The 22,150-nt window shown below is 33.4% G+C and carries 27 protein-coding genes; 18 read left to right on the forward strand and 9 right to left on the reverse strand.

Features of this window, described 5'->3' with window-relative positions; genetic code table 11:
• The first annotated feature begins 93 nt into the window (after window positions 1-93).
• From BGI23_RS08215 to BGI23_RS08240, 6 genes are all read left to right on the forward strand, one after another.
• Window positions 94-645 (forward strand): YdcF family protein, encoded by a 552-nt coding sequence (locus tag BGI23_RS08215; protein ID WP_317458980.1) that lies wholly within the window; start codon window positions 94-96, stop codon window positions 643-645.
• Between the two features lie 148 nt (window positions 646-793).
• Window positions 794-1,111, forward strand: a complete 318-nt coding sequence (locus BGI23_RS08220) for a magnetosome magnetite crystal formation protein family (protein ID WP_000678041.1) — start codon at window positions 794-796, stop codon at window positions 1,109-1,111.
• Window positions 1,112-1,284: 173 nt separating this feature from the next.
• Entirely contained in the window at window positions 1,285-2,019 is a 735-nt protein-coding gene (gene nfsA, locus BGI23_RS08225; RefSeq protein WP_070805650.1) for an oxygen-insensitive NADPH nitroreductase, read from the forward strand.
• Window positions 2,020-2,117: 98 nt separating this feature from the next.
• Window positions 2,118-2,702, forward strand: a complete 585-nt coding sequence (locus BGI23_RS08230) for a type 1 glutamine amidotransferase family protein (protein ID WP_070805651.1) — start codon at window positions 2,118-2,120, stop codon at window positions 2,700-2,702.
• Between the two features lie 180 nt (window positions 2,703-2,882).
• Entirely contained in the window at window positions 2,883-3,428 is a 546-nt protein-coding gene (locus BGI23_RS08235; RefSeq protein ID WP_070805652.1) for a sigma-70 family RNA polymerase sigma factor, read from the forward strand.
• A 1-nt stretch (window position 3,429) separates the two neighbouring features.
• Window positions 3,430-4,041 (forward strand): flagellar motor switch protein FliG, encoded by a 612-nt coding sequence (locus BGI23_RS08240; protein WP_000361348.1) that lies wholly within the window; start codon window positions 3,430-3,432, stop codon window positions 4,039-4,041.
• A gap of 91 nt (window positions 4,042-4,132) precedes the next feature.
• Here the strand turns inward: BGI23_RS08240 and BGI23_RS08245 are convergent, their stop codons facing one another.
• The 6 genes from BGI23_RS08245 to BGI23_RS08270 all read right to left on the reverse strand — a co-directional run bounded on the left by BGI23_RS08245 (window position 4,133) and on the right by BGI23_RS08270 (window position 8,757).
• Window positions 4,133-4,858, reverse strand: coding sequence for a sulfite exporter TauE/SafE family protein (locus tag BGI23_RS08245; RefSeq protein ID WP_001092069.1), 726 nt, complete (start codon window positions 4,856-4,858; stop codon window positions 4,133-4,135).
• 105 nt (window positions 4,859-4,963) lie between these two features.
• Window positions 4,964-6,184, reverse strand: coding sequence for an MFS transporter (locus tag BGI23_RS08250; protein ID WP_070805653.1), 1,221 nt, complete (start codon window positions 6,182-6,184; stop codon window positions 4,964-4,966).
• Between the two features lie 19 nt (window positions 6,185-6,203).
• Window positions 6,204-6,653: an ArsR/SmtB family transcription factor gene (locus tag BGI23_RS08255; RefSeq protein WP_070805654.1), complete on the reverse strand. Its 450-nt coding sequence runs from the start codon at window positions 6,651-6,653 to the stop codon at window positions 6,204-6,206.
• 128 nt (window positions 6,654-6,781) lie between these two features.
• Window positions 6,782-7,996 carry an MFS transporter gene (locus BGI23_RS08260; RefSeq protein ID WP_070805655.1) on the reverse strand — a complete coding sequence of 405 codons (1,215 nt, stop codon included), beginning with the start codon at window positions 7,994-7,996 and terminating at the stop codon, window positions 6,782-6,784.
• A 7-nt stretch (window positions 7,997-8,003) separates the two neighbouring features.
• Entirely contained in the window at window positions 8,004-8,471 is a 468-nt protein-coding gene (locus BGI23_RS08265) for a VOC family protein (protein ID WP_070805656.1), read from the reverse strand.
• 166 nt (window positions 8,472-8,637) lie between these two features.
• Window positions 8,638-8,757: a YjcZ family sporulation protein gene (locus BGI23_RS08270; protein ID WP_000120179.1), complete on the reverse strand. Its 120-nt coding sequence runs from the start codon at window positions 8,755-8,757 to the stop codon at window positions 8,638-8,640.
• 239 nt (window positions 8,758-8,996) lie between these two features.
• Between BGI23_RS08270 and BGI23_RS08275 the strand changes: the two genes are divergently transcribed.
• Together BGI23_RS08275 and hfq are read left to right on the forward strand one after the other, a co-directional pair.
• A complete protein-coding gene (locus BGI23_RS08275; protein WP_002080856.1) occupies window positions 8,997-9,215 on the forward strand; it encodes an aspartyl-phosphate phosphatase Spo0E family protein in 219 nt (72 codons plus the stop codon).
• A gap of 54 nt (window positions 9,216-9,269) precedes the next feature.
• Window positions 9,270-9,458, forward strand: coding sequence for an RNA chaperone Hfq (hfq, locus tag BGI23_RS08280; protein ID WP_000400652.1), 189 nt, complete (start codon window positions 9,270-9,272; stop codon window positions 9,456-9,458).
• Between the two features lie 26 nt (window positions 9,459-9,484).
• On the opposite strand, the gene BGI23_RS08285 is transcribed toward hfq, so the two are convergent.
• Window positions 9,485-10,087 carry an HD domain-containing protein gene (locus BGI23_RS08285; RefSeq protein WP_048551694.1) on the reverse strand — a complete coding sequence of 201 codons (603 nt, stop codon included), beginning with the start codon at window positions 10,085-10,087 and terminating at the stop codon, window positions 9,485-9,487.
• Between the two features lie 171 nt (window positions 10,088-10,258).
• Between BGI23_RS08285 and BGI23_RS08290 the strand changes: the two genes are divergently transcribed.
• From BGI23_RS08290 to BGI23_RS08320, 7 genes are all read left to right on the forward strand, one after another.
• The gene (locus tag BGI23_RS08290; protein ID WP_070805657.1) at window positions 10,259-11,092 is read left to right on the forward strand and encodes a flagellar motor protein MotP; all 834 of its coding nucleotides are present in this window, start codon (window positions 10,259-10,261) and stop codon (window positions 11,090-11,092) included.
• A 22-nt stretch (window positions 11,093-11,114) separates the two neighbouring features.
• Window positions 11,115-11,792, forward strand: coding sequence for an OmpA family protein (locus BGI23_RS08295; RefSeq protein ID WP_000596045.1), 678 nt, complete (start codon window positions 11,115-11,117; stop codon window positions 11,790-11,792).
• 150 nt (window positions 11,793-11,942) lie between these two features.
• Window positions 11,943-12,311: a response regulator gene (locus tag BGI23_RS08300; RefSeq protein ID WP_000940575.1), complete on the forward strand. Its 369-nt coding sequence runs from the start codon at window positions 11,943-11,945 to the stop codon at window positions 12,309-12,311.
• 129 nt (window positions 12,312-12,440) lie between these two features.
• Entirely contained in the window at window positions 12,441-14,444 is a 2,004-nt protein-coding gene (locus tag BGI23_RS08305; protein WP_070805658.1) for a chemotaxis protein CheA, read from the forward strand.
• Window positions 14,445-14,617: 173 nt separating this feature from the next.
• Entirely contained in the window at window positions 14,618-16,261 is a 1,644-nt protein-coding gene (locus BGI23_RS08310) for a flagellar motor switch protein (protein WP_070805659.1), read from the forward strand.
• Window positions 16,262-16,290: 29 nt separating this feature from the next.
• Window positions 16,291-17,643, forward strand: coding sequence for an Ig-like domain-containing protein (locus BGI23_RS08315; RefSeq protein ID WP_070805660.1), 1,353 nt, complete (start codon window positions 16,291-16,293; stop codon window positions 17,641-17,643).
• A gap of 27 nt (window positions 17,644-17,670) precedes the next feature.
• Complete coding sequence (locus BGI23_RS08320; protein WP_000403978.1) at window positions 17,671-18,387, forward strand: hypothetical protein; 717 nt, start codon at window positions 17,671-17,673, stop codon at window positions 18,385-18,387.
• Between the two features lie 33 nt (window positions 18,388-18,420).
• Here the strand turns inward: BGI23_RS08320 and cheR are convergent, their stop codons facing one another.
• Window positions 18,421-19,203 carry a protein-glutamate O-methyltransferase CheR gene (cheR, locus tag BGI23_RS08325; protein WP_000582886.1) on the reverse strand — a complete coding sequence of 261 codons (783 nt, stop codon included), beginning with the start codon at window positions 19,201-19,203 and terminating at the stop codon, window positions 18,421-18,423.
• 39 nt (window positions 19,204-19,242) lie between these two features.
• On the reverse strand, window positions 19,243-19,740 hold the full coding sequence (locus BGI23_RS08330) for a hypothetical protein (RefSeq protein ID WP_001020099.1): 498 nt from the start codon (window positions 19,738-19,740) through the stop codon (window positions 19,243-19,245).
• Window positions 19,741-19,883: 143 nt separating this feature from the next.
• Between BGI23_RS08330 and BGI23_RS08335 the strand changes: the two genes are divergently transcribed.
• From BGI23_RS08335 to flgK, 3 genes are read left to right on the forward strand one after another with little or no spacing between them, the layout of a single operon-like run.
• A complete protein-coding gene (locus tag BGI23_RS08335) occupies window positions 19,884-20,348 on the forward strand; it encodes a YaaR family protein (protein WP_000946323.1) in 465 nt (154 codons plus the stop codon).
• A gap of 16 nt (window positions 20,349-20,364) precedes the next feature.
• Complete coding sequence (locus BGI23_RS08340; RefSeq protein WP_070805661.1) at window positions 20,365-20,817, forward strand: hypothetical protein; 453 nt, start codon at window positions 20,365-20,367, stop codon at window positions 20,815-20,817.
• 17 nt (window positions 20,818-20,834) lie between these two features.
• Window positions 20,835-22,133 (forward strand): flagellar hook-associated protein FlgK, encoded by a 1,299-nt coding sequence (gene flgK / locus BGI23_RS08345; RefSeq protein WP_001239681.1) that lies wholly within the window; start codon window positions 20,835-20,837, stop codon window positions 22,131-22,133.
• Window positions 22,134-22,150 lie beyond the last annotated feature (17 nt).

The raw sequence follows: 22,150 nt of genomic DNA on the forward strand, positions 1-22,150 counted from the left end.
GTCTGTATACAAACAAATAAATGGATATTATCATGAAAGAAGCAAAGAACATAGGAGTATATGGATATGAAAAAGAAAAAAATAATGAAGTATATGATAGGAATTATAATGGTTTGCGCCGTTTATGTGGGATTTTTACAATATAACATTTATAAGCATGGGCAAATGAATGCGACCTATGAAGCTGATTATATCATTGTATTAGGCTCGAAAGTGAACGGAACGAAACCATCGTACTCATTGCAATATCGTATTGATAAAGCAGCTGAGTATTTGAAATCACATGAGAAAGCAATTGCTATTGTATCTGGAGGGAAAGGAAAAGGGGAAGATATTTCAGAAGCATTAGCAATGAAAAATGGATTAATGAAACTGAAAATTGCAGAAGACCGCATTATCATGGAAGATAAGTCAACGAGTACAGATGAAAATATTAAATTCTCAAAACCTTTAATTCCGGACAATATGAAAAAAGGAATGATCGTAACAAACGATTTCCACATGTTTAGAGCGAAAAAAATAGCAGCTAAGCAAGGTTTACAATTAGAAGGTCTTCCGGCCGAAACACCGAAGCGAATTGTAATTCCATCGAACATACGAGAGTATTTAGCCATTACGCAATATTGGTTTATGAATCGAATATAGAGAAAATAATCCCGTCTGGAAATCTAGGCGGGATTATTTTTGATGAAAATCTTACAAATATGTCATGTTTATGAAAGGTAAAGCGATAGTTTCTAGAATGGATTCCTGACATAATGAAGATAACAAAAACTACTTAGAGGTGAATCGGATGAAAGGAAATAATATATTATCTTCCCTATGTTACTTTAGTATCTTTTTTGCACCATTTTTACTACCAATAATCGTGTACTTCGTTGCGGAGGATGAAGTGAAATACCACGCGAAAAAAGCATTTTGGTCACATATTTTCCCATACGCAATTTTATTTGGAGGATTAGCGATATCAGGAATATACGGTTTAGGATTCAATCAATCTGACGGTGCTGGAATTGGAATGATGATCACATATGCAGTATTCATTCTTGTAGGAATTTACTACTTTATTTGGAATATCGTAAAAGGTATTAAAGTTTTGAAAACGGCGTAATAAGATAAGAAATAATATGATGTACATCTGTCGGTATAATTTCATTTATCGTACTAATAGACGTTTTAAAAAGAGCAATTCAAAAAGAATTGCTCTTTTTGTGCTTATAAGTTGTGAATATTGAAAAAGATATGTTAATTTTTCATTATGAAGAGAAAAAAGGAGTGTTTTTCATGAATGAGATCATACATAAAATGGAGCAACACGTTTCAGTTCGTAAATATAAAGAAGAATCAATTTCAAAAGAGGTAATAGAAAGAATGGTGCAAGCTGCTCAGCATGCGGCGTCCTCACATTTTGTACAGGCGTATTCTGTTATACATGTAACAGATCAAGACTTAAAGGCGAAACTAGCAGAGTTATCCGGAAATCGTCATGTGAAAGATTGCGCAGCATTCTTTGTTTGTTGTGCAGATTTAAAACGACTTGAAATGGCATGTGAAAAACATGGTACAGAGATAAAGCATGAAGGAGTAGAAGACTTTATCGTAGCAACGGTAGATGCTTCACTCTTTGCGCAAAACTTGGCGTTAGCAGCAGAATCGTTAGGATACGGTATTTGTTATATTGGTGGTATTCGTAATAATCCGAGAGAAGTGAGCGAATTGCTTCATTTACCAGATAAAGTATATCCTGTATTCGGAATGACAGTCGGTGTACCAGATGAAGATCACGGAGTGAAACCACGTTTACCGATAGCAGCAATCCTTCATGAAAATGGATATGATGAAAAGAAATATGATGAATTATTAAATGAATACGATGAAACGATGAGCGCGTATTATAAAGAAAGATCATCAAATCAAAAAAACGTAACATGGACGGAATCGATGAGTTCGTTTATGTCTAAAGAAAAAAGAATGCATATGAAAGAGTTTTTAAGTGAAAAAGGATTTAATAAGAAGTGAGCAAAGAGAGCAAAGAGGCAAACCTGTGATGCAGGTTTGCTTTTTTTTTGGAGGAGAAAGGTGATTGTCTTCTAATAAGTATAGGGGGAGGAGATAATATGAGAAAAGCTTTAATTTTTTTGTTTGATGGATTTGCAGAATTTGAAGTGAATATAGCGAGTTTATTTTTGATAAGTAAGCAATTTGAAATAATAACAGCAACTGTAGACGGAAAAACAGTTACAGGAGAAGGCGGTTTTTTGTGTCAACCACATGTCTTTATTGAGCAAATTAAAATAGAGGACTATGAAGTGTTTATCGTACCAGGCGGACATATTTTTGATCATTTAGAAAATGAACAATTGTTATCTATTGTGAACAAATTACATAAGCAAAATAAATGGATAGCGGGTATTTGTGCCGGAACATCTTTATTACATGCAGCAGGGGTGCTGAATAAGAAGAAATTCTCAACATCATTAACATCAGATGAAAAACAATTAGCTCATTTACATGAATGGGAATATAAACAAAACAAAGATGTAACGGTTGATGGAAAAATAATAACAGCGGTAGGGTCTGCGTACGTTGAATTTGCTACTGAAATAATGAGGCAGCTCAATTTATTTAATGAAGCTGAAGCGAAGGAGAACTTGCAATACTTTAAAAATGTAACAGAGATTTGTGATGAAACGTTAGTATAAGTGAATAATTTAATTGTTAATACCTAAGTTCAGAATGTAGATACTCCTTTCTGAACTTAGGTATTTTATTTGATATCATATACATAAAAATTAAAAAAATTTTACAAAAGTGATAGAAAATGAGAGTGAAATGCCAATAGTAAGTAAAGGCAGCTGCTAAAGGGGAATTGAGGAAGGAAGATGTTTATGATTTTCGATTCTGAAGTGGATTTAATTATAGCTATGAAAAAACGCGATCAAGATGCTTTGAAAGAAGTGATTGATCAATATGGAAAATTAATTTTGTACATTATTCATAAATCATTAAGTACCCCTATTGAAAAACAATATGTGGATGATTGTTATAACGATGTATTTACTGTTATTTGGTTTCATATCGACCATTTTGATACAGAAAAGGGCAACTTAAAATCTTGGATGATTGGTATTACTAAATTAAAGGCACTGGAATATAAAAAGAAAGTATATAAAGAGAATAAAATTGATAAAGACGTAGAGATAGATACAGGTATCCATGATAGGTATGACATAGAACAAGAAGAAGAGATTATGGAAATAGTTCAAGATTTAAATAAGAAAGATCGATATATCTTTTTAAAGAGGTATATTGATGGATATTCCATTGACGACATTGCAAAAGAATTAAAAGTAACGGCGGATTATATATACAATCGAATTTCTCGTGGAAAGAAAAAAATTCAAAAACTATGGAAAGGGAGTGTGTAATATGGATAAAAGATTATTATCTATGTTAAATGAGCTCCAATATTCAGAGGAAGAAATTACACGTTTAGAGAAAGAAGCGGATGAGACTATAAATGTAGATAAGTATTATGTGAAAAACGGAGAATTATTGAAGAAATTAACGGTGCAAATGTTGGAAGAATCAGTTCGGAAAGAGTTACAAGAAGGAGAAGAAATTGAATGTGAAATATTAGTGGAAGAGGGGAGCCTTGTGAATTCTAAAGTTATCCCAAGTATAATAACTGCAGGTGCTACTTTTTATTATTACATTGTTTTAACAAATACAAGATTACGAATTAAATCGTTAGATTGTTATTTCAAAAAAATAAATGAGTACAATGTGCTAATAAGCTCAATTCAAGCAGTTTCGCGACATAAAAAAATGAAGAATGTATATGGAATTACTATAGATAATAACTATATACAATTAGGAAGTACCGAGCATGAGCAAGAATTGAAAACTGTAATTGAGAAGCTAAAACAACGTGGGGTGAAAGAAGAGAGATATAAAGAGTTTGAAAAAAGTTGGCTGATTTTTTTCAATGTGTTTGTAATAGCGATGGGTGGGCTTCTAGTTTTAAAATATTTAATTTGAAAATAAAAAGCGGCATAATAGCCGCTTTTTATTGTTATCACGTTTAAAAATATTGAAAACTTATCCGTTATGACACAAACTAAAGCACCTTCTATAACGAATGCAAACTTTCAATAAGAAGATATATGCCCGTGCAACTTAAAAGGATGTACGTAAATATTTTAAAAATCCGTTGATTAAGCCATTTGAAAATAATTTGACCTATATACAAACCTAGAAATACGATTGGAATAGCGTAAAAACTTGATTCCCAAATTGTCTTGTTTGTGCCAGTAAAGAGTATTTGCGTTAGTAGACTAATGAAATATATAAATAGATAAAAAGCCAAAGTAGTTGCTCTCAGCTTCTCTTTTTTTGTATCAGTTCCTGTAAAGTACAGTAACAGGGGTGGTCCTGGCATACCGATACTTGTCGTTAAAAGACCGGATAATCCGCCAACTATGAAATCTCTAGATTTTGTTGATTGAATCTTAAAGTTACAGATTAGCATCAAAGTTAATAGTAAGAGTAGGATGCTAATTGCTAATTTAAATGTGTTGATGTTAATAGAAGTGAAAATGATAATACCAAAAGGAACACCAACTATACTGCCGAAAATTAATCTTTTCAGTAGAATACAATCAATGTCCATTCTTATTTTCCAAATGAGTGATATAGAAATAATGAATGATAAAATGATATTTATTTGTATAGCTTCTTGTGGTAGAAATAACATGAGTAAGAAAGGTGTTGCCATAATAGAAAAGCCAAAACCGGTACTTGTTTGTAAAATAGAAGCTACTAATATAATACAAATGAACATGAATATAGTATTCAAAAAAGCCCCCCCACATAATCAAGTTTCATTAATATTTTAACATAAAGTAAAACTTTAATCAGTGAGGGCTTACTACCTAGCAAATCGCCGCTTGTTATGTTGCGGTTAATATTCCAATGATGATCCTGTAGCCTTAAAATATTTTTCTCGTGAAGGCGTCATTACTCGGATTGCTAATAAACAGGAAAGGAAAAGGATAAGTAACGAGCTACTTATTACAGTCATTTGAACGGAAAGAAATTGTGCGGATGCCCCAATTGCTAAAATGAAAAAGATTTGGATAAAACTTTTTATGGAATCAAATACGCTATCGATACGTCCTATCATATGAACCGGGATGTTATTTTGATAAAATGTAAAAAAGCCAGTACCAGCAAATGATGAAGAAATGCCAAGTAAAATGAAACCGCCTGCCGCGACGATAAATGAATTTGAAAAGGCGAAAATTACATAGCCTATTGCTGTGAAAATTGTCCCTAATCCGATACAATATTGAATTGGTAAACGTTTGGCAAAGAGAGAGACAAGAAATGAACCGGAAACGTAAGCAGCGCCAGTTATACTAACAAGCATACTGTATTCTATATCGGTTAAAAACAGTACTTGTCTTGTAAAAACAACTTCTTGTGAATCAAGTGCCATAGCGACAAGCATAGTCGCTTGAAATAAAACGAATATGAGAATAATGTACGTTTCAGTTCGAGCGAAGGAAAAAACTTGTTTCCAATCACTTCGTAATGTTTGTACGAAAGTATTTGCAACTTCTTCGTTTTGCTTTGTTTGTAATGCAATGTTTGGCAAGAAGTAAATGAAAATGGTAGAAAGTAGAAAGGAAAGTGAGTTGCAGTAAATAACAAAGGTTGCTGAGTGCGTGGTGAGAAGTATTCCAGCAAGAGCTGGACCGATAATGAAAGCTCCGCTTGTACAAAAGTTACTCCAAGCGTTGAATTGCGCGCGTTCTTCAGCACGTATGAGCATTGTTTTATAAGAAAATGAAGCCGGATCGAAAAATGATGTAGCAATGCGAGTCAAAAAGATAAAAATGTAAATGGCCCAAATAGAATCAAATAGTGGTATACAGCCAATGAGAGCTGCCCGAATGATATCTGTGATAAGCATAATGGACCGTTTGTTTAATCGATCTACTATGCTACCAGACCAAATTTTTGTAACAACGGTCGCAATTGGACCGACAATCCATAATCCTGCTACAGCAGCAGGAGAGTTTGTGCTATGTAACACCATTACGTTTAGGGCGATGAGATACATAAAATCACCTAAACGAGAAATTCCTGTTCCCGACAATAATAATAATTTATTTTTCATGAGCAGATGGACCTTTCTTTCATTGTTTTTTTATCCTGCAGGAAATAGTGTATTCCTCTTCAGAGTTTGATTGACGAGCGGTTTTGTTTTCCCAGCGTAATAAAACTTGTGTAACCTCCCAAGTAAGTTGTTGTAATTCCTCTGGAGTTAAAAATAAATGAGAAACAATATGACTACCTGTATTCGTTCCCTCTGTGCCGCTTTCTTCAATATAGAAATGAGCAGATTTTGCCTTGTAATATTTTTCAATAATCCCTCGTTTTTCCTTCGTGTCTACTAATTCAAGTAACCCTCCATCATATAAAATTTGAACGTGATAATGTACGCTACCAGTAGATTTGTTTAGTTTAGTAGCTACTTGTTTTGCAGTGAGTGCTTCGTCTTTTAAAAGGTGAAGAATTTGAATACGAGTTGCGTTGGAAATAAGCTTCTGCTGTTCAGCTGAAATAGTAAGTCTATCGTCAAACATTATGGCATCCCCTTTCTTATAATCTAAATTTATTGTACATTCTAAAAAATTAGAACGTAAGGAAAATAAATCGTCTTTTTCCTTTATATTTCGACATAAATAAAAATAGCATGTACATAAACATGCTATTAAGTAATAGTAGATTCTTCATTAAGTTTCCCGCGATAATACAAGAACAGCCATATAAAACTAACAAAAATACAACATGTAGCTAGAAAACTACCAATCATTTGAGGAGAAAGGATTTCTAATAGCCATCCTGTAATGAACATAGATAACTGTATGAGCGAACCATAAATTGAGTAATGAAAGGAAAAAACTTTACCAATCATATTTTCGTGCGTGTAAGTTTGAAGTAATGTCGTATCAAGTGGAACGATGATTCCTCCTGCTATGCGCATACATAGTAATGTAATGATACCGAAAATAAGTTGATCGGATAGAATGAATCCAAGAAAGAAAATGCCTTGTAGGAAGTAGGCCCAGCCAAATGCTTTTTTCATTTTTTCTTTATTATGGGATATATAAAGATTAACGAGAAGGCTTCCTATCATAAGCCCAGCCCCTTGAACCGTATATAAAATCCCAATGTTCGTGTGGAAAATTTTTTCGGCATAGATTGTTAGAAGTAGCTGATAAGCGCCGCCAATAAGCCCCCATGAAATGCCGACAAGAATTAATGTTAAAATGATTTTTGTTTGCGATATATATGTATAACCATCTTTTATATCAGTCAAAAATGCTTTTTTCTTGTTACAAGTATTATGAGAAGGGATACACATACTATAAATAAAATAGGCTGAAATAAAGTATGATAGGCTATTTACTAAAAAAGCGAACTCAATATGTAAAGATTGTGCAATTATACCGCCTAAAGAAGCACCTATAATAGACATAAAACCATTCATTGTACTAGAAAGAGAGTTAGCAGTTACGAAATGATTTTCGTGTACGATGTTTTTTAAGGTTGCTTGTTTAGCTGGCTCAAATAAGCAAGAAAGTACAGATAAACATATATTAGCAATGAAAATAATTTCAATTTTATAGCTTGCGAGTATGTATGTAAGGACTAGAATTCCCCGTGTAATATCGGTAAAAATCATAATATTCTTTTTAGAAAAACGATCTATCACTCCGCCTATGAAAGGGCTAAGAAGTAGTTGTGGTAAACCTTTACTTATAAAAGTAAGTGCAATCATAAACGGAGATTCTGTTATGCTATAGACGAATGTTAATAAAGCTACTGTATGAAACCAATCTCCAAGTACACTTAATGTTTGTCCGTAAAATAGTTTATTGAAGTTTTTATTTGTTTTAAGAAGTGCGGAATAAGAAACTGACATAAAAAGCTCAACCCTTATGTAATGATGATGCTTGAATTTGTTTTTTCCATTCACTTAAATACACTTTCTTTTCTGAAGGAAGTCCAACAGGTAATTGTGCAATCAATTCTAAACTATTTCCATCAGGATCGTTAAAGTATACAGCGGCATGTGCTAATTCAGGAAAAACAATTGGTTCAATTGGTTCCATTTCAAAGTCTTTTCGTGCTGAAATTCCTTTTTGATTTAGCCAATGAATCGCATTTTCTAAATCATGTAAACTTACTTGAAAGGCGATGTGTCGTAAAGAGGGATGATAATTCACTTTGTATTCTGTGCCTTCCCAAAGACCGAGCCAGCTTTCATTTTCTTTAATCCAAAAGAAAGCAATATCGTCTCCTCTTTTATATAATTTTAGTCCTAGCGATTCGTAAAAAGGTATAGACACTTCTAAGCTACGGACGGGTAAATGTGCTTCGTAAAGACCTTTAATCATGGTAATCCTCCTAAGTAAAAATATTTCTTATTTCATAGTAAACGTTTTTTTATTAGTTGAAATCAGAAAAAGGAGGGACATAACTTCATACGAAAGTATGAAAAAACAGCTCAAATATGAGCTGTTTTCTTATAGTTTTTCGTTCATTTGTTAAGGATAGGATATATTAGTATCCGTATCCGCCGCCACCCCAACAGCTACATCCGATGATGATTAGAAGGATGAATAGTACGATAAGCAAAGCAAATCCACCGCCGAAACCAGCGCAACTTCCACCATAACTCATATGTTTTCCTCCTTTTGAGTAAGTTAATCTATATAATTCATGGACTACTGTATACAGTATGTTTTTCGTATGGAAAAGGAGCCAGTCTCTTTTGTAATTAGACAAACGCCTGTATGGTCATTCTAATTGTATATAGAGCTACGGATATGGGGATGAATCGTTATATATTTTGCGATTTGTTCATAAAAAAATATATAAATTGTAAAAAAAACCATTTTTATATTTTTTTATGAGAGAATTTGTACTATAATTTTACAAGTAATATTATGGGAAAAGGGAGTTTTAGTGAAGAGATGGAGATGGGACAATTAAAAAATAAAATAGAAAACAAAAAGAAAGAGCTAATTCAACTTGTTGCTAGACATGGATTGGATCATGATAAAGTTTTGTTATTTAGCCGAGATTTAGATATACTTATTAATAAGTTTATGAATGTAAAAGATAAAGTACATAAATAAAGAATTTGTAGTTTTTTATATTAAGATATTCAACAAAAAAGGAGAGAGATGTATTTGGAACATTTACAAGACGAGCTATATAAACAAATAAAAGAAGAAAAAGGTATTGTTACAATTTTTTTAAAGAGTGGCGTTAGAATAGTAGGAGAAATTGTTGCAATAGACAAATTTACTGTTTTAATGTTAGTTGATGGAAAACAACAACTTATTTATAAGCAGGCTATATCAACAATAATGAAATAAGACACTCATATGAGTGTCTTATTTCATTATCTTTTGCAAGCTTCAACGTCAATGCCGGCAGCTAGTAATTTCTCTTCTCCATCTTGCTCGATGATTTTTTGTAATTTAGATAGGAAAGAATCAAAGTTTGTATGCTTTGCTACTTGGAATGTCATTTTATGCTCAATTGGTAGCCATGTATCAATATCAGCTTCGTTATGTTGGATTTTCACCTCAAGTTTATCAAGTGCGTTAGCAACTTTTGCTTCGTACGTTTCTTTCGCTTCAAACTCCATCCATAAATCATATAATTCCTCACCGAGAGAACCTTTTAATGTTCGTTTAATATTTAAAATTGCTTCTTGTTCATTTATTTGTTTTTGTAATTGTAATTCATGACTATTCATTGTATCAAAAGCAGGAATATCACCAGCTTCTGCTTCGACTAGGTCGTGAATAATAACCATTTTAAGTAATTTTTCAATATTTACTTTTTGATCTAAATAAGGTTCAACTAAAATGGCCATTAGAGACATGCGCCACGTATGTTCAGCAACGCTTTCTTGACGCCCGTTAGAAAGCCAGCTATGTCTCATTTCATATTTTAGTTTTTCTGCTAGTGCAATGACTTGTAAAATGTTATGTTCCATCGTGATCCTCCTTATATTTCCATAATATAATTCTAATATGGAAATGAAATGTGTCAATTTTATGAGTATATTGCGATAAATAGATGATAAGCGTATAATAAACATTATATGTGAAAACGCATTATTAAAATAAAAAAATGTTTTATAAAAATGAAAAGGAAGGGCAGGAATATGGGAGACGAAAATCAAGTGTTTGCTAGACCAGAAAGAAAAAAAAGGAAGTTTGATATTTCTAGCCCAGTGGGCATAATAGTAGGTTTTGCTATTGTAATAGCGGCAATTATGCTTGGCGGCGGTGGAATAAAAGCTTTTAAAAACTTTTTAGATGTTTCATCTATTTTAATTGTTATAGGGGGAACAACAGCGACAATTGTTGTGGCATATCGATTTGGAGAAATAAAAAAATATACGAAAAGTATTTTTACTGTTTTACATAGAAGAGAAGAAGATTTAGAACAGTTAACGGATTTGTTTGTTGATTTTTCGAAAAAGTCTAAAAAACACGGTCTGCTTTCTTTAGAAGTTGATGGAGAGCAAGTAGACAATCCTTTTATTCAAAAAGGAATTCGATTAATGTTAAGTGGTTACGATGAAGAGGAATTAAAAGAAGTGTTAATGAAAGATGTTGAAACGGAAGTGTATGAGTTAAGAAAGGGAGCGACATTATTAGATAAAATTGGTGATTTCGCTCCCGCTTGGGGTATGATAGGGACTTTAATTGGTCTTATCATTATGCTTCAAAACTTGCAAGACACGTCGCAAATTGGTACAGGGATGGCAGTTGCAATGTTAACGACATTGTATGGATCCGTACTTGCAAATATGATTGCAATCCCTCTTGCTGAAAAAGTGTATCGTGGTATTGAGGATTTATATACAGAGAAGAAGTTTGTTATTGAAGCGATTTCAGAATTGTATCGTGGACAAATTCCGTCTAAATTAAAGTTAAAACTCGATACGTATGTATACGAAACAAAGATAAAAAAAGTAAAACGAGCAGCCTAATATTGCAAGGAGTGGTATGGTGATGATAAAACGACCGCAAAAGGGATCGCCTCGTTGGATGACGACTTTTACAGATTTAACGATGTTATTATTAACTTTCTTTGTATTACTAGTTGCTACTTCAAAGCAGGATGCAGTAAAATTGTCAAAGATGCTTGAAAAGTTTAGTGATACGGAGCAAGTAGATGCAAAAGTAATGGAAAATACAATACCAGATATTTCGCATGAAAAAAATGATGAAAAAATGATTTCGAAAAAAAGAATGGATGAATTATATAAGAAGTTAAAAGCATATGTAGATAATAACGGTATTAGTCAAGTGAATGTATATCGAGAGGATACGGGAGTAAGCGTCGTTATAGTAGATAATTTAATATTTGATACAGGTGACGCGAACGTTAAACCAGAAGCGAAAGAGATAATAAGTCAATTAGTTGGGTTTTTCCAATCGGTACCAAATCCCATTGTTGTAGAAGGACATACAGACAGTAGACCTATTCATAACGACAAATTCCCTTCAAACTGGGAATTATCTTCCGCGCGAGCAGCAAATATGATTCACCACTTAATCGAAGTGTATAATGTGGATGATAAAAGGCTAGCTGCGGTAGGATATGCAGACACAAAGCCAGTTGTACCAAATGATTCACCGCAAAATTGGGAGAAAAACCGTCGCGTTGTCATTTATATAAAAGAATAGTATATTATCATTTTAATAATAAAATAATAAAAATACGAAAATTCTTTTAAAAAAATATTAAATTTTATCATTTTATTTTGTATAATGAGTGAGAATGATAAGGTTAAATATTAAGATATATTTATACATAGAAGGAGAGAATCAAAAAGAATGGCACATAAAATTTTAGTTGTAGACGATGCGATGTTCATGCGAACAATGATTAAAAACTTATTAAAAAGTAATTCTGAATTTGAAGTAATCGGAGAAGCGGAAAATGGAGTAGAGGCAATTCAAAAGTATAAAGAACTTCAACCTGATATAGTTACATTAGATATTACTATGCCAGAAATGGACGGACTTGAAGCATTAAAAGAAATTATTAAAATTGATGCAAGTGCAAAAGTTGTTATTTGTTCTGCAATGGGACAACAAGGTATGGTATTAGATGCAATTAAGGGGGGGGCAAAAGACTTTATTGTAAAGCCATTCCAAGCAGATCGTGTAATCGAAGCTTTAACAAAAGTAGCAAACAGCTAATATAGAAGGGGTGCCACAAGGAATCTAAACATTGATAGCGGATATGCGTGTGGCCCCCTTTTTTCTTGTTTTAAAACACTAAATTGTTATACATGAATGAAATGTTTGTTAGACAGGTAGGGGATTAAAATGCAAACAGATCTATTAAATATATTTTTTGAGGAATCAGAAGAACATTTACAATCGCTAAATGAAAATGTGCTAACTTTAGAACAAAATCCTACTGATATGGATGTTGTGGGAGAAATATTCCGCTCAGCTCATACATTTAAAGGTATGTCAGCGAGTATGGAATTTACGGAAATGGCGGATTTAACGCATAAAATGGAAAACGTTTTAGATGAAATTCGTCATGGGAATATAGTTGTAAATGCGGAGATTATTGATGTGATTTTTGAATGCATTGATAATTTAGAGAAGATGGTTGCAGATGTGCAGCAAGGTGGCATGGGCAATATTGATGTAGTTGCAACGAAACAGAAATTAGAAGCATTATTGAACGGCAATATAGAAATTCCTACTGAACATATAGAACAAGAAACTATAAATAATGATGATGCAGCTTCACATGAAGTGCATATAACTGTTGAGCAACAAGCTATTTTAAAAGCAGTACGTGCGATTATGTGTATTGAAGCTCTACAAAATGTAGGTAATGTAAAAAAAACAGTTCCTAGTATTGAAGAAATTGAAGCAGATGCTTTCGGGTTTGAGTTCACAGTATTTATGGATACTGATCAAAGTGAAGAAGAATTAAAACAAGTAGTGCTTCATGTTTCTGAAATTGAGAAAGTAGAAGTGAAGCAAGGACATACATCAAAAGAAGTAGTTTCGGAAAAACTGGCTACACAAGAAGTCGTACAAGAAGTTATACAAGCGGCTACGCATGTGGAATCAACTAAAGAAGTATCTAAACAATCTGCTAATGCTACACCAGCTAAAAGTACTGCAAAAACGAAAAATGGTAAAGTAGAAAATCGTTCCATACGTGTTCAATTAGAAAAAATTGAAAGATTAATGAACATGTTTGAAGAAAGTGTAATTGAGCGTGGTCGCATAGATGAATTGGCGCAAGCAATTCAAAACAAAGAATTAATTGAGCATTTAAATCGATTAGGCGATATTTCAAAGGATATTCAAAATGTACTTCTAAACATGCGTATGGTGCCGATTGAAACAGTCTTTAATCGTTTCCCGCGTATGGTACGTATGTTAGCGAAAGATTTAGGGAAAAAAATCGATTTACAAATTACAGGTGAAGATACTGAAGTCGATAAAATTGTTATTGATGAAATCGGTGATCCGCTTGTTCATTTAATTCGTAATGCAATTGATCATGGGGTTGAAACTGTTGAACAACGTCGTGATGCAGGGAAAAATGAGACAGGTACGATTAAATTAGAAGCGTTCCATAGTGGAAATCATGTCGTAATTCAAATTACGGATGATGGAAATGGAATTCATAAAGGGAAAGTATTAGAAAAAGCGATTAAAAATGGTGTTGTAACAGAATCTGAGGCAAATAAATTAACAGACCGTGAAATATTTGATTTGATTTTTCAACCAGGATTTAGTACAGCTGAAGTTGTATCAGACCTTTCTGGACGCGGGGTTGGATTAGATGTAGTGAAACATACAATCCATAGTTTAGGTGGACATTTAATTATTGATTCTGAAGAAGGCAAGGGAAGTACATTTAGAATTGAACTTCCATTAACGTTGTCTATTATACAATCTATGCTTGTTCAAACGAATGATAAACGGTATGCTTTACCTCTTGGTAATATTGTTGAAGCAATTCGAATTAAGAGAGAAGACATCCAATCCATACAAGGAAAAGATGTGTTAAATTACCGTAATCAAATTATTGAAGTGAAGCATTTAAGTACGGTATTTGGTGAGAAAACAGCAGATGAGGCGTTTGCGTCATATGATGGTCAAATGGTTCCTGTGTTAATTGTTCGTAATACACATCGCAGCTATGGACTTATTGTAAACACAATTATCGGTCAAAGAGAAATAGTCTTAAAGTCATTAGGTGACTTCTTTGCAGAGAGTTCTAATTATTTCTCTGGTGCGACAATTCTCGGTGATGGACGAGTGGTCCTCATTTTAAACCCAGAAGGTTTATAATAGGAATGAAGGAAAGCTCCCCACTTGTATACAATTGGGGAGCTTTTTGGTTAATCGTTACTAATCTGAAAATAGGAATAAATACATATTAACGTTTTATATAATAAGTTTGTTAAAATAAAATGAGAGTTTATATCATTTGATAGAAAAACAGAAATGAGGAGGCAGAGGAAATGCCTGAGCAACACACAAAAGGGGATACGAGCACAATTGTGCTAGAAAAAGAAAATGAGCATTTAACGCCTCAAGAATGCGATATTCTTGGCGAAATTGCAAATATATCATTTGGTTCAGCTTCGACTGTATTATCAACAATCTTAAATAGGCAAGTAAGCATTACTGCTCCTCGCATCGAATTGGTAGATTTATATGATTCAAGCGACGTCGAAGTTCCACACGTTGTACTAAATATTCATTTTACAAAAGGATTAGATATGGAAAACCTTCTTGTCCTTAAGCAAGATGTTGCATTATCCATTGCTGATTTAATGATGATGGGAACAGGTGAGGTGGAGGACGGAAAAGAACTTGGTGAATTAGAGCTAAGTGCTGTACAAGAAGCAATGAATCAAATGATGGGGTTCGCGGCTACATCTATGTCTGAATTCTTCCAAGATACAGTAGATATGTCTCCGCCGACAATTAAAGTTGTAAAGCTATCAGAAGAAATGGAGAAAATCTCGGAAATCGATGGAAATCAAACGATTGTTAAAGTATCGTTTGATTTAAAGATAGATAATCTTGTAAACTCTAAACTTGTGCAAATTGTTTCAATTGAACATGCGAAACAAATGATAAATAAATTAATGCAATTATCTGGTGGAGTAGAAGAACAAGACGAGCCAGCAGAAGTAGTGGAAACTGAGATTGTAGAAGAACAAGTTGAAAAAGAACATTTAACGCAAGAAGAGAAAGATGTCCTTGGTGAAATTGCAAATATTTCAATTGGTTCCGCTTCAACAGTATTGTCAACACTTTTAAATCAGCCAGTTTCAATTAGTACACCGAATGTAGAAGCGATCAATGTTCGTCATTATGATGGAGTACCAGTCCCGTTTGTTATTTTAAATGTTGATTTTGTTGAAGGACTAAAGAATGAGAATGTATTCGTATTTACGAAAGATGTCGCTTTAACAATGGTAGATTTAATGATGATGGGGACAGGAGAAGTTGATTCTGAGAAAGAACTTAGTGAATTAGAACTGAGCGGTATTAAAGAAATCATGAACCAAATGATGGGGCATGCGGCAACAGCGATGTCAGAAATGTTTCAAGAAAAAATGGACATGACACCACCAAATGTTAAATTTGTAACTTTAAAAGAAGAAATGGAATATTTGGGAGAGTCAATGGAAGTGGACGAACTCGTTCAAATTACGTTCAACCTTGAAATTGGCGACCTGCTTCAATCAAAAATGTATCAAATTTTACCGATTACAGAAGCGAAAGAAATGGTAAGAAGACTTCTATATCCAATGGTGGAAGAGGAAGAAGAGATTGTTACGGAAGAAATAGAAGAAGAAAAAGTTGTAGAACCTGTTGTGCAACCTATTGAATTTAAAGAAGTAAAACAAATGGAACCAGTATACATGGACACATCCATTCTACAAAATGTAGAAATGAACGTGAAATTTGTATTTGGAAGCACAGTGAAAACCATTCAAGATATTTTAAGTTTACAAGAGAATGAAGCGGTTGTACTAGATGAAGATATTGACGAACCAATTCGTATTTATGTAAATGATGTATTGGTGGCGTATGGTGAACTTGTAAATGTAGATGGATTTTTCGGAGTAAAAGTGACGAAATCGCTATAAGTCGTTGAAATAGGAGTTTGAGCTAGTAGATGAAAAACGTAAAGTTTTTTCTAATAAGCTGGTTATGCATACATGTGTGCTTGCTCTTCCCGCTACAAAGTAAAGCGGAAGAGCAAAATGTGCCAGAACAAAATATAAATGAAGTGAATGTGCAAGAAGAGAATAAGGAAGTTCAAGAACAGCCAGAACAAGTGGAAATGAAGCAAGATAAAGAGGAACAACAAGAAGCAAAAAATGAACAAGAAACCGAAAAGAAGATAGAGACGGATCAAGGGGTTATTACAGTAAATAAGCCGGAATTAAAAGTTGGCGAAGAAGTGCTGGTTATTGTAGAGCCGAAAGAGAAAAATGTTCAAAGTATAAAAGGTATTTTGCGCTTGCCAAAAAACGGCGATCAGTATGAACAAGAAAGAATGCTATCGTTTAAGTATGAAGAGGAAACGAAGCGATGGATTGCTAACTACAAGGTCGAGACTTTTGATTTGCAAGGTGATTGGAACCTTCAGCTCATTCAAAATTACAAAGAAAATGAGAAAGAAGAGCTCTTAGAAAATGAAGTGAAAGTCCCTTTTATTCGTATAAATAATGAAACGCCAACAATAGATAAAGAGATGCCGAAGTTGCATAAGGTTACTATCGACGAGGCGAAGGGGAACGTAATCGAACGAAAACAAGGTGATTCTATACATGTACGAGTGAAGGCAACAGACGTAGAATCAGCCGTGAAAGAAGTTCGTGTTACATTAAAAGGAAAAGAAAATAAAGAGATTACATTTTTATTAGATTACAATAAGCGCGACATGGAATGGCAAAAAGTATTTGAAATAACGAATGCGTTGCCAAATGGCTCATACGAATTACTTGTAGAGATAGTGGATGCGGCAGGCAATAAACTGATTGAAGCAAGTGAGTATGTCGTTTCTGTTTTGGAGCAAAAAACAGAAGAGGATAAAAAGATAGAAGAACGAGAGAATGAAGATAAATTAGAAAATAAATTAGAAGATAAGAAAGAAACTGAGAAGCAGGAAGACTCGAAAGTAGAAATCAAGCTTCAGGAAGAAAAACCACCAGTTGTTCAAATTCCAAAAAAAGAAGAGAAAGTAAACGATCTTATAAAAGAACCATTGAAAGAGAAAGAAAAAATTACTTATGTTATAAAAGAGCCTCTCACAGACAACAAGGAAGTAAATAAAAAGAAGGCTCAAAAAGATAAAGATAATAACAATCAAGTCATTTCGAAAAAGAAAGAGAAAAAAGAAGAGCCAGAAGAGAAGAAAGAAGCAAAAAGTGAACAGGGAATACAAGCTTCTAATGTATTTGCTATCATGTCAGGTTTATTCGTACTGTTTTTAGTTTTAAAGAGTAATAAAGAATGGGGCTAAGTATTTCATAGTAGTGGAGGCGCTTAAATGGAAATTAAACGTACGACAATTGAAAATAAGACGCTACAACCATTAAAACAGCCTGCAGCTATTTCAGAACATGAAATCCAGAAAGAACGAAAGCATAGTAATCTAGTGTTTACTGGACAGTCTAAAATTATTTCGAAGAATAATGAAATAGGGATTTTACTTGCGAGTTTAGGCGATGGAAAGGTTATGAAGGAAATGCTTTCTAAAGAGATGGATACAGTATTACAACTCTTTAAAAAGTTACATACATTATCTGGAGAAGGAAAGCAAACAGAAAAAATATTTGAACAAGTAATGAAAAGCTTGCAAGGACTTGTGAAGCAGGCGCATATAAAAGAGCTTCCTTTGTTAGATGGGACCTATGATTTTGCTGAAGTACAACTATCATTTGGTAGAAAGGTACATATTCCGTTACTAGATGTAAGTGCACTCCTTTCTAGAGTGGAAAGTGATTCTTCAGAAGGAAATATAAATTTAATGGTAACGGTTATTACTGCTTATATAACGAAATTGTCTAACGAAACCATTTTAATTAGCGTTACAGATCGCACTGCTAAAGAGCGGGATGTAAGCGTATGGAGAGCACTTGCGGAAATGAATATGACACAATTATCACAGGCTTTGAAACATACGATGCAAGAACATAAATGGTCTATGACGTTTCTTTTTCTCTTTGTATGGATTGTTGCTATTATTTTAATTCGAGTTATATAAAAAGGTCGTCACTTTACGTTGTGACGACCTCTTTTATATTTTTTCGTAGAAGAATGTATCGAAGCGCTGAAGATTATAACGTTCAGGTGTTAAAATTTGTTCAGTACTACCAACAAATAATACGCCGCCTTTTCGTAAAGCACGACTAAACTTTTCATAAAGTTTTACCCTTGCTTCTTCAGTAAAGTATATCATTACGTTGCGACAAATGATTAAATCGTAATTTGTATCGAACGACTGCATTAATAGGTCATGCTGCTTGAACGTGACGTTTTGCTTAATGTTTTGGTGTAATGAATATATATCATTCTCTTTTGTGAAATGACGCTCTTTTAAATCGGCAGGTAATTCTTTTAAAGAACGTTCTGTATATTGACCGCGTTTTGCAGTTTCTAAAATGTGAAAATCAAGATCTGTTGCTTGTATTTCAAAACGATATGGAGCTAGATGCTTCGATAAAATTAAAGAGAGTGTATATGGTTCTTCACCGGCAGCGCAAGCGGCACTCCATACTTTTAATTTTCCGTTATTTTGTTCGAGTAATTTTGGTAGTGCTTTCGTCTCTAACGTTTGCCAACGTTCTTTATTTCTAAAAAACTCTGAAACGTTAATTGTAATATAGTCAATAAAACTTAAAAATAACTTTTGATCGGTACGTAAATTGCTTAGAAAACTAGTGTAGTTCTCAAAGCCCTTTCTCGAAATAAAAGCATCGATTCTACGACGCATTCTATCTTGTTTATATGAAGCGATATCCATATTGAATTGTTGTTTAAAACTCGCGATAAAATGATCATAATCTTGTTCAATTATCATATTTATAATAGGCACAATAACGATATTGTGCCTCCCCCTTTACATCATACGGATTTTTTGTTCAAAGTTTTTTTTCATCTGTTTTTCATGTAAACCTGGTAAATCATAAATAACAGCATCAATTCCTGTTTCTTTTGCAACGTCAACGGGAATGACAGATGTATGCTTGTCCCCATTATAAAAACAGAGAACTAAATCGGTATCTTCGATTATTTGTTTTACAAAAAACATATAATCTGATCGGTAAATGGAGTCGGAAGGATGATCAAAAGCGACATACTCGGCTCCGTGTTTTTTTAAGTAATCAACGACCTCTTGAAATTCATCTGTTAATGCTTGTAACGGCTGTAGCGTGTAAAGGCATAAATTTTGAGCGAGTCTTTCGTTTTCGATGAAGAAACGAAGAACCTCATTTTCAATAGATTTATAACATAATATGTAAATTTTATGTTTGTGAGCATAGTCAGTTAAAAATTTTTTTATTTCTTCCTGATCTAATGCTGTTAATTGATTTGAACCACAAAGAAAAATATTCATAGATTTGTGCCACCTCATGCTAAATTGTAACATATCTTTTATAAAAAATAACTGCAAAATATTAGTGTTCAGAGTATAATTATAAATAACTGGATTTTACGATTAAGTTTAGGAAGAAATAAAAAAATAAATAGGTGATATAAATGCTGCGTTCGATCTCGCATAATCCAATTTTATCGCATATACCGCCTGCTACTCAAATGCCGAAAGAAGCAAATGTCAGGACAGGACTTGCATTTTCGGATAATTTGCATGCAGATCCAAAAAAAGATAAATTGTTAGAACAAATGGAAGCATTTGTCGATAACATTGGAGAAATTAAAGAGAAAATTGAAATGGAATTAACGCTTGATAATGTAATGGAATACAAAAATACAGTAAAATCATTTTTGAATTTTTACGTAGATAATGTATTGCAATATAAAGATGTCATGTCGCGTCATCCACGTTATGGCTATTCACAGAAAATGACGATTGTGAAACAGGCGGAAATGGGATTAAATGAGTTAGAAGATGTTATGAATTTAATTAATACGAAAACGGGACATTTAGAAATGTTAAATCAGATTGGAGAAATCCACGGTTTAATTGTAAATTTAGTATTGTAAAAGGGAAGGAAACGATATGTACATACAATTATATGAAAAGCTCGTTATTATTCAAAAAGCATATGAAAACATTCAAACGCTTGGAGAACAAATATATGAGAATTTGAAACATAAAAATGTAAATGCAGTTCAAAAATTGCAAGTAGAGCAATTGCAGTACATAGATGGTTTAAAAGGATTATCAAGCTCGTTTGAAGAAATGGTTATTCAGTTTTGTAAAGAAAAGGGAATTGAGCCATTTCGCGTAAGTGCATTATTTTCGCATTTTTCTAACGAAGAAATTGAAAAAATGAAAGAATTACAAAAAAATGTAGCTGAATTAGAAGAGAATGTAAAAATGATTCTTTTGAAAAATCAATATTACTTAAACGTACTATTAAAAACTACAGAAAGTATTGTGGATTCCGTTTCTGAATATAATTTAGAGCGAAACAATAATTCACAAATCTTTATGAACGAACTATTGTAAAGGGGAAGTGAAACATTATGAGACTGTCTGATTATAATACACCGCTATCGGGTTTGTTAGCGGCACAAATGGGATTACAAACGACGAAACAAAATTTATCAAACATTCATACGCCTGGTTATGTGCGTCAAATGGTGAATTACGGATCGGCTGGAGCAAGTCAGGGCTATTCACCAGAACAAAAAATTGGTTACGGTGTACAAACGTTAGGCGTTGACCGTATTACAGATGAAGTGAAGACAAAACAGTTTAATGATCAATTATCTCAACTCTCTTACTATAACTACATGAATTCGACTTTATCACGTGTAGAATCTATGGTTGGAACGACAGGAAAGAATTCATTATCTAGTTTAATGGATGGCTTCTTTAATGCCTTTCGTGAAGTTGCAAAAAATCCAGAACAACCAAATTACTACGATACATTAATTTCTGAAACTGGGAAGTTTACAAGTCAAGTAAATCGTTTGGCAAAAAGCTTAGATACAGCAGAAGCACAAACGACAGAAGATATTGAAGCGCATGTCAATGAATTTAATCGTCTTGCTGGCAGCTTAGCGGAAGCGAATAAAAAAATTGGACAGGCAGGTACACAAGTGCCAAATCAACTTTTGGATGAACGTGATCGTATCATTACAGAAATGTCTAAGTATGCAAATATAGAAGTGTCTTATGAATCTATGAATCCTAATATCGCGAGTGTTAGAATGAATGGTGTTTTAACAGTAAATGGACAAGATACATATCCACTTCAATTAAATAAAGAAAAAGAACCAATGACTGCTGAAATTTACGGTTCGGAAATTCCTTTAACGAGTGGAGCGATCCAATCAGCGATCGATACGAAAGCGAAGATTGCTAGTTATAAGAAAAACCTTGAAGAACTAATGAGTTCTGTAAAGAATGAAGTAAACACAGTAATGGGGAAAGAGTTCTTCGTTGGAGATCAAGCGAAAGATATGAAATTAAACCCTGAATTTGCAAAAGATGTTTCGAAAATGAAAATATCAGCTGAAACAGCAAATAAACTAGCAGCAATTACAGATGGAAATTATAAAGAAGGTCTTTCTTATAAACAAGCATTAGATCAATTCGTAGTTGGCGTTGCATCTGATAAAAGTGCAGTGAATGCTTATCAAAAAATTCATGTGGATTTATTAGAGGGGATTCAGCAAGAAAAGATGGGTGTTGAAGGCGTTAATATGGAAGAGGAGATGGTTAATTTAATGGCCTTCCAAAAATATTTCGTTGCAAATTCTAAAGCTATTACAACGATGAATGAAGTGTTTGATAGTCTGTTTTCGATCATTAGATAATGAGAGGTAAAAACAAA

Origin of the sequence: Bacillus sp. ABP14 (assembly GCF_001831375.1) — a bacterium.
Lineage (GTDB): Bacteria > Bacillota > Bacilli > Bacillales > Bacillaceae_G > Bacillus_A > Bacillus_A paranthracis.

What these genes read in the sequence shown, in the direction of transcription:
- BGI23_RS08215 (WP_317458980.1), top strand. Translation starts at nt 94, where the DNA reads ATGATAGGAATTATAATGGTTTGCGCCGTTTATGTGGGATTTTTACAA.
- BGI23_RS08220 (WP_000678041.1), top strand. Translation starts at nt 794, where the DNA reads ATGAAAGGAAATAATATATTATCTTCCCTATGTTACTTTAGTATCTTT.
- nfsA (WP_070805650.1), top strand. Translation starts at nt 1,285, where the DNA reads ATGAATGAGATCATACATAAAATGGAGCAACACGTTTCAGTTCGTAAA.
- BGI23_RS08230 (WP_070805651.1), top strand. Translation starts at nt 2,118, where the DNA reads ATGAGAAAAGCTTTAATTTTTTTGTTTGATGGATTTGCAGAATTTGAA.
- BGI23_RS08235 (WP_070805652.1), top strand. Translation starts at nt 2,883, where the DNA reads ATGTTTATGATTTTCGATTCTGAAGTGGATTTAATTATAGCTATGAAA.
- BGI23_RS08240 (WP_000361348.1), top strand. Translation starts at nt 3,430, where the DNA reads ATGGATAAAAGATTATTATCTATGTTAAATGAGCTCCAATATTCAGAG.
- BGI23_RS08250 (WP_070805653.1), bottom strand. Translation starts at nt 6,184, where the DNA reads ATGAAAAATAAATTATTATTATTGTCGGGAACAGGAATTTCTCGTTTA.
- BGI23_RS08255 (WP_070805654.1), bottom strand. Translation starts at nt 6,653, where the DNA reads ATGTTTGACGATAGACTTACTATTTCAGCTGAACAGCAGAAGCTTATT.
- BGI23_RS08260 (WP_070805655.1), bottom strand. Translation starts at nt 7,996, where the DNA reads ATGTCAGTTTCTTATTCCGCACTTCTTAAAACAAATAAAAACTTCAAT.
- BGI23_RS08265 (WP_070805656.1), bottom strand. Translation starts at nt 8,471, where the DNA reads ATGATTAAAGGTCTTTACGAAGCACATTTACCCGTCCGTAGCTTAGAA.
- BGI23_RS08270 (WP_000120179.1), bottom strand. Translation starts at nt 8,757, where the DNA reads ATGAGTTATGGTGGAAGTTGCGCTGGTTTCGGCGGTGGATTTGCTTTG.
- BGI23_RS08285 (WP_048551694.1), bottom strand. Translation starts at nt 10,087, where the DNA reads ATGGAACATAACATTTTACAAGTCATTGCACTAGCAGAAAAACTAAAA.
- BGI23_RS08290 (WP_070805657.1), top strand. Translation starts at nt 10,259, where the DNA reads ATGGGAGACGAAAATCAAGTGTTTGCTAGACCAGAAAGAAAAAAAAGG.
- BGI23_RS08295 (WP_000596045.1), top strand. Translation starts at nt 11,115, where the DNA reads ATGATAAAACGACCGCAAAAGGGATCGCCTCGTTGGATGACGACTTTT.
- BGI23_RS08300 (WP_000940575.1), top strand. Translation starts at nt 11,943, where the DNA reads ATGGCACATAAAATTTTAGTTGTAGACGATGCGATGTTCATGCGAACA.
- BGI23_RS08305 (WP_070805658.1), top strand. Translation starts at nt 12,441, where the DNA reads ATGCAAACAGATCTATTAAATATATTTTTTGAGGAATCAGAAGAACAT.
- BGI23_RS08310 (WP_070805659.1), top strand. Translation starts at nt 14,618, where the DNA reads ATGCCTGAGCAACACACAAAAGGGGATACGAGCACAATTGTGCTAGAA.
- BGI23_RS08315 (WP_070805660.1), top strand. Translation starts at nt 16,291, where the DNA reads ATGAAAAACGTAAAGTTTTTTCTAATAAGCTGGTTATGCATACATGTG.
- BGI23_RS08320 (WP_000403978.1), top strand. Translation starts at nt 17,671, where the DNA reads ATGGAAATTAAACGTACGACAATTGAAAATAAGACGCTACAACCATTA.
- cheR (WP_000582886.1), bottom strand. Translation starts at nt 19,203, where the DNA reads ATGATAATTGAACAAGATTATGATCATTTTATCGCGAGTTTTAAACAA.
- BGI23_RS08330 (WP_001020099.1), bottom strand. Translation starts at nt 19,740, where the DNA reads ATGAATATTTTTCTTTGTGGTTCAAATCAATTAACAGCATTAGATCAG.
- BGI23_RS08335 (WP_000946323.1), top strand. Translation starts at nt 19,884, where the DNA reads ATGCTGCGTTCGATCTCGCATAATCCAATTTTATCGCATATACCGCCT.
- BGI23_RS08340 (WP_070805661.1), top strand. Translation starts at nt 20,365, where the DNA reads ATGTACATACAATTATATGAAAAGCTCGTTATTATTCAAAAAGCATAT.
- flgK (WP_001239681.1), top strand. Translation starts at nt 20,835, where the DNA reads ATGAGACTGTCTGATTATAATACACCGCTATCGGGTTTGTTAGCGGCA.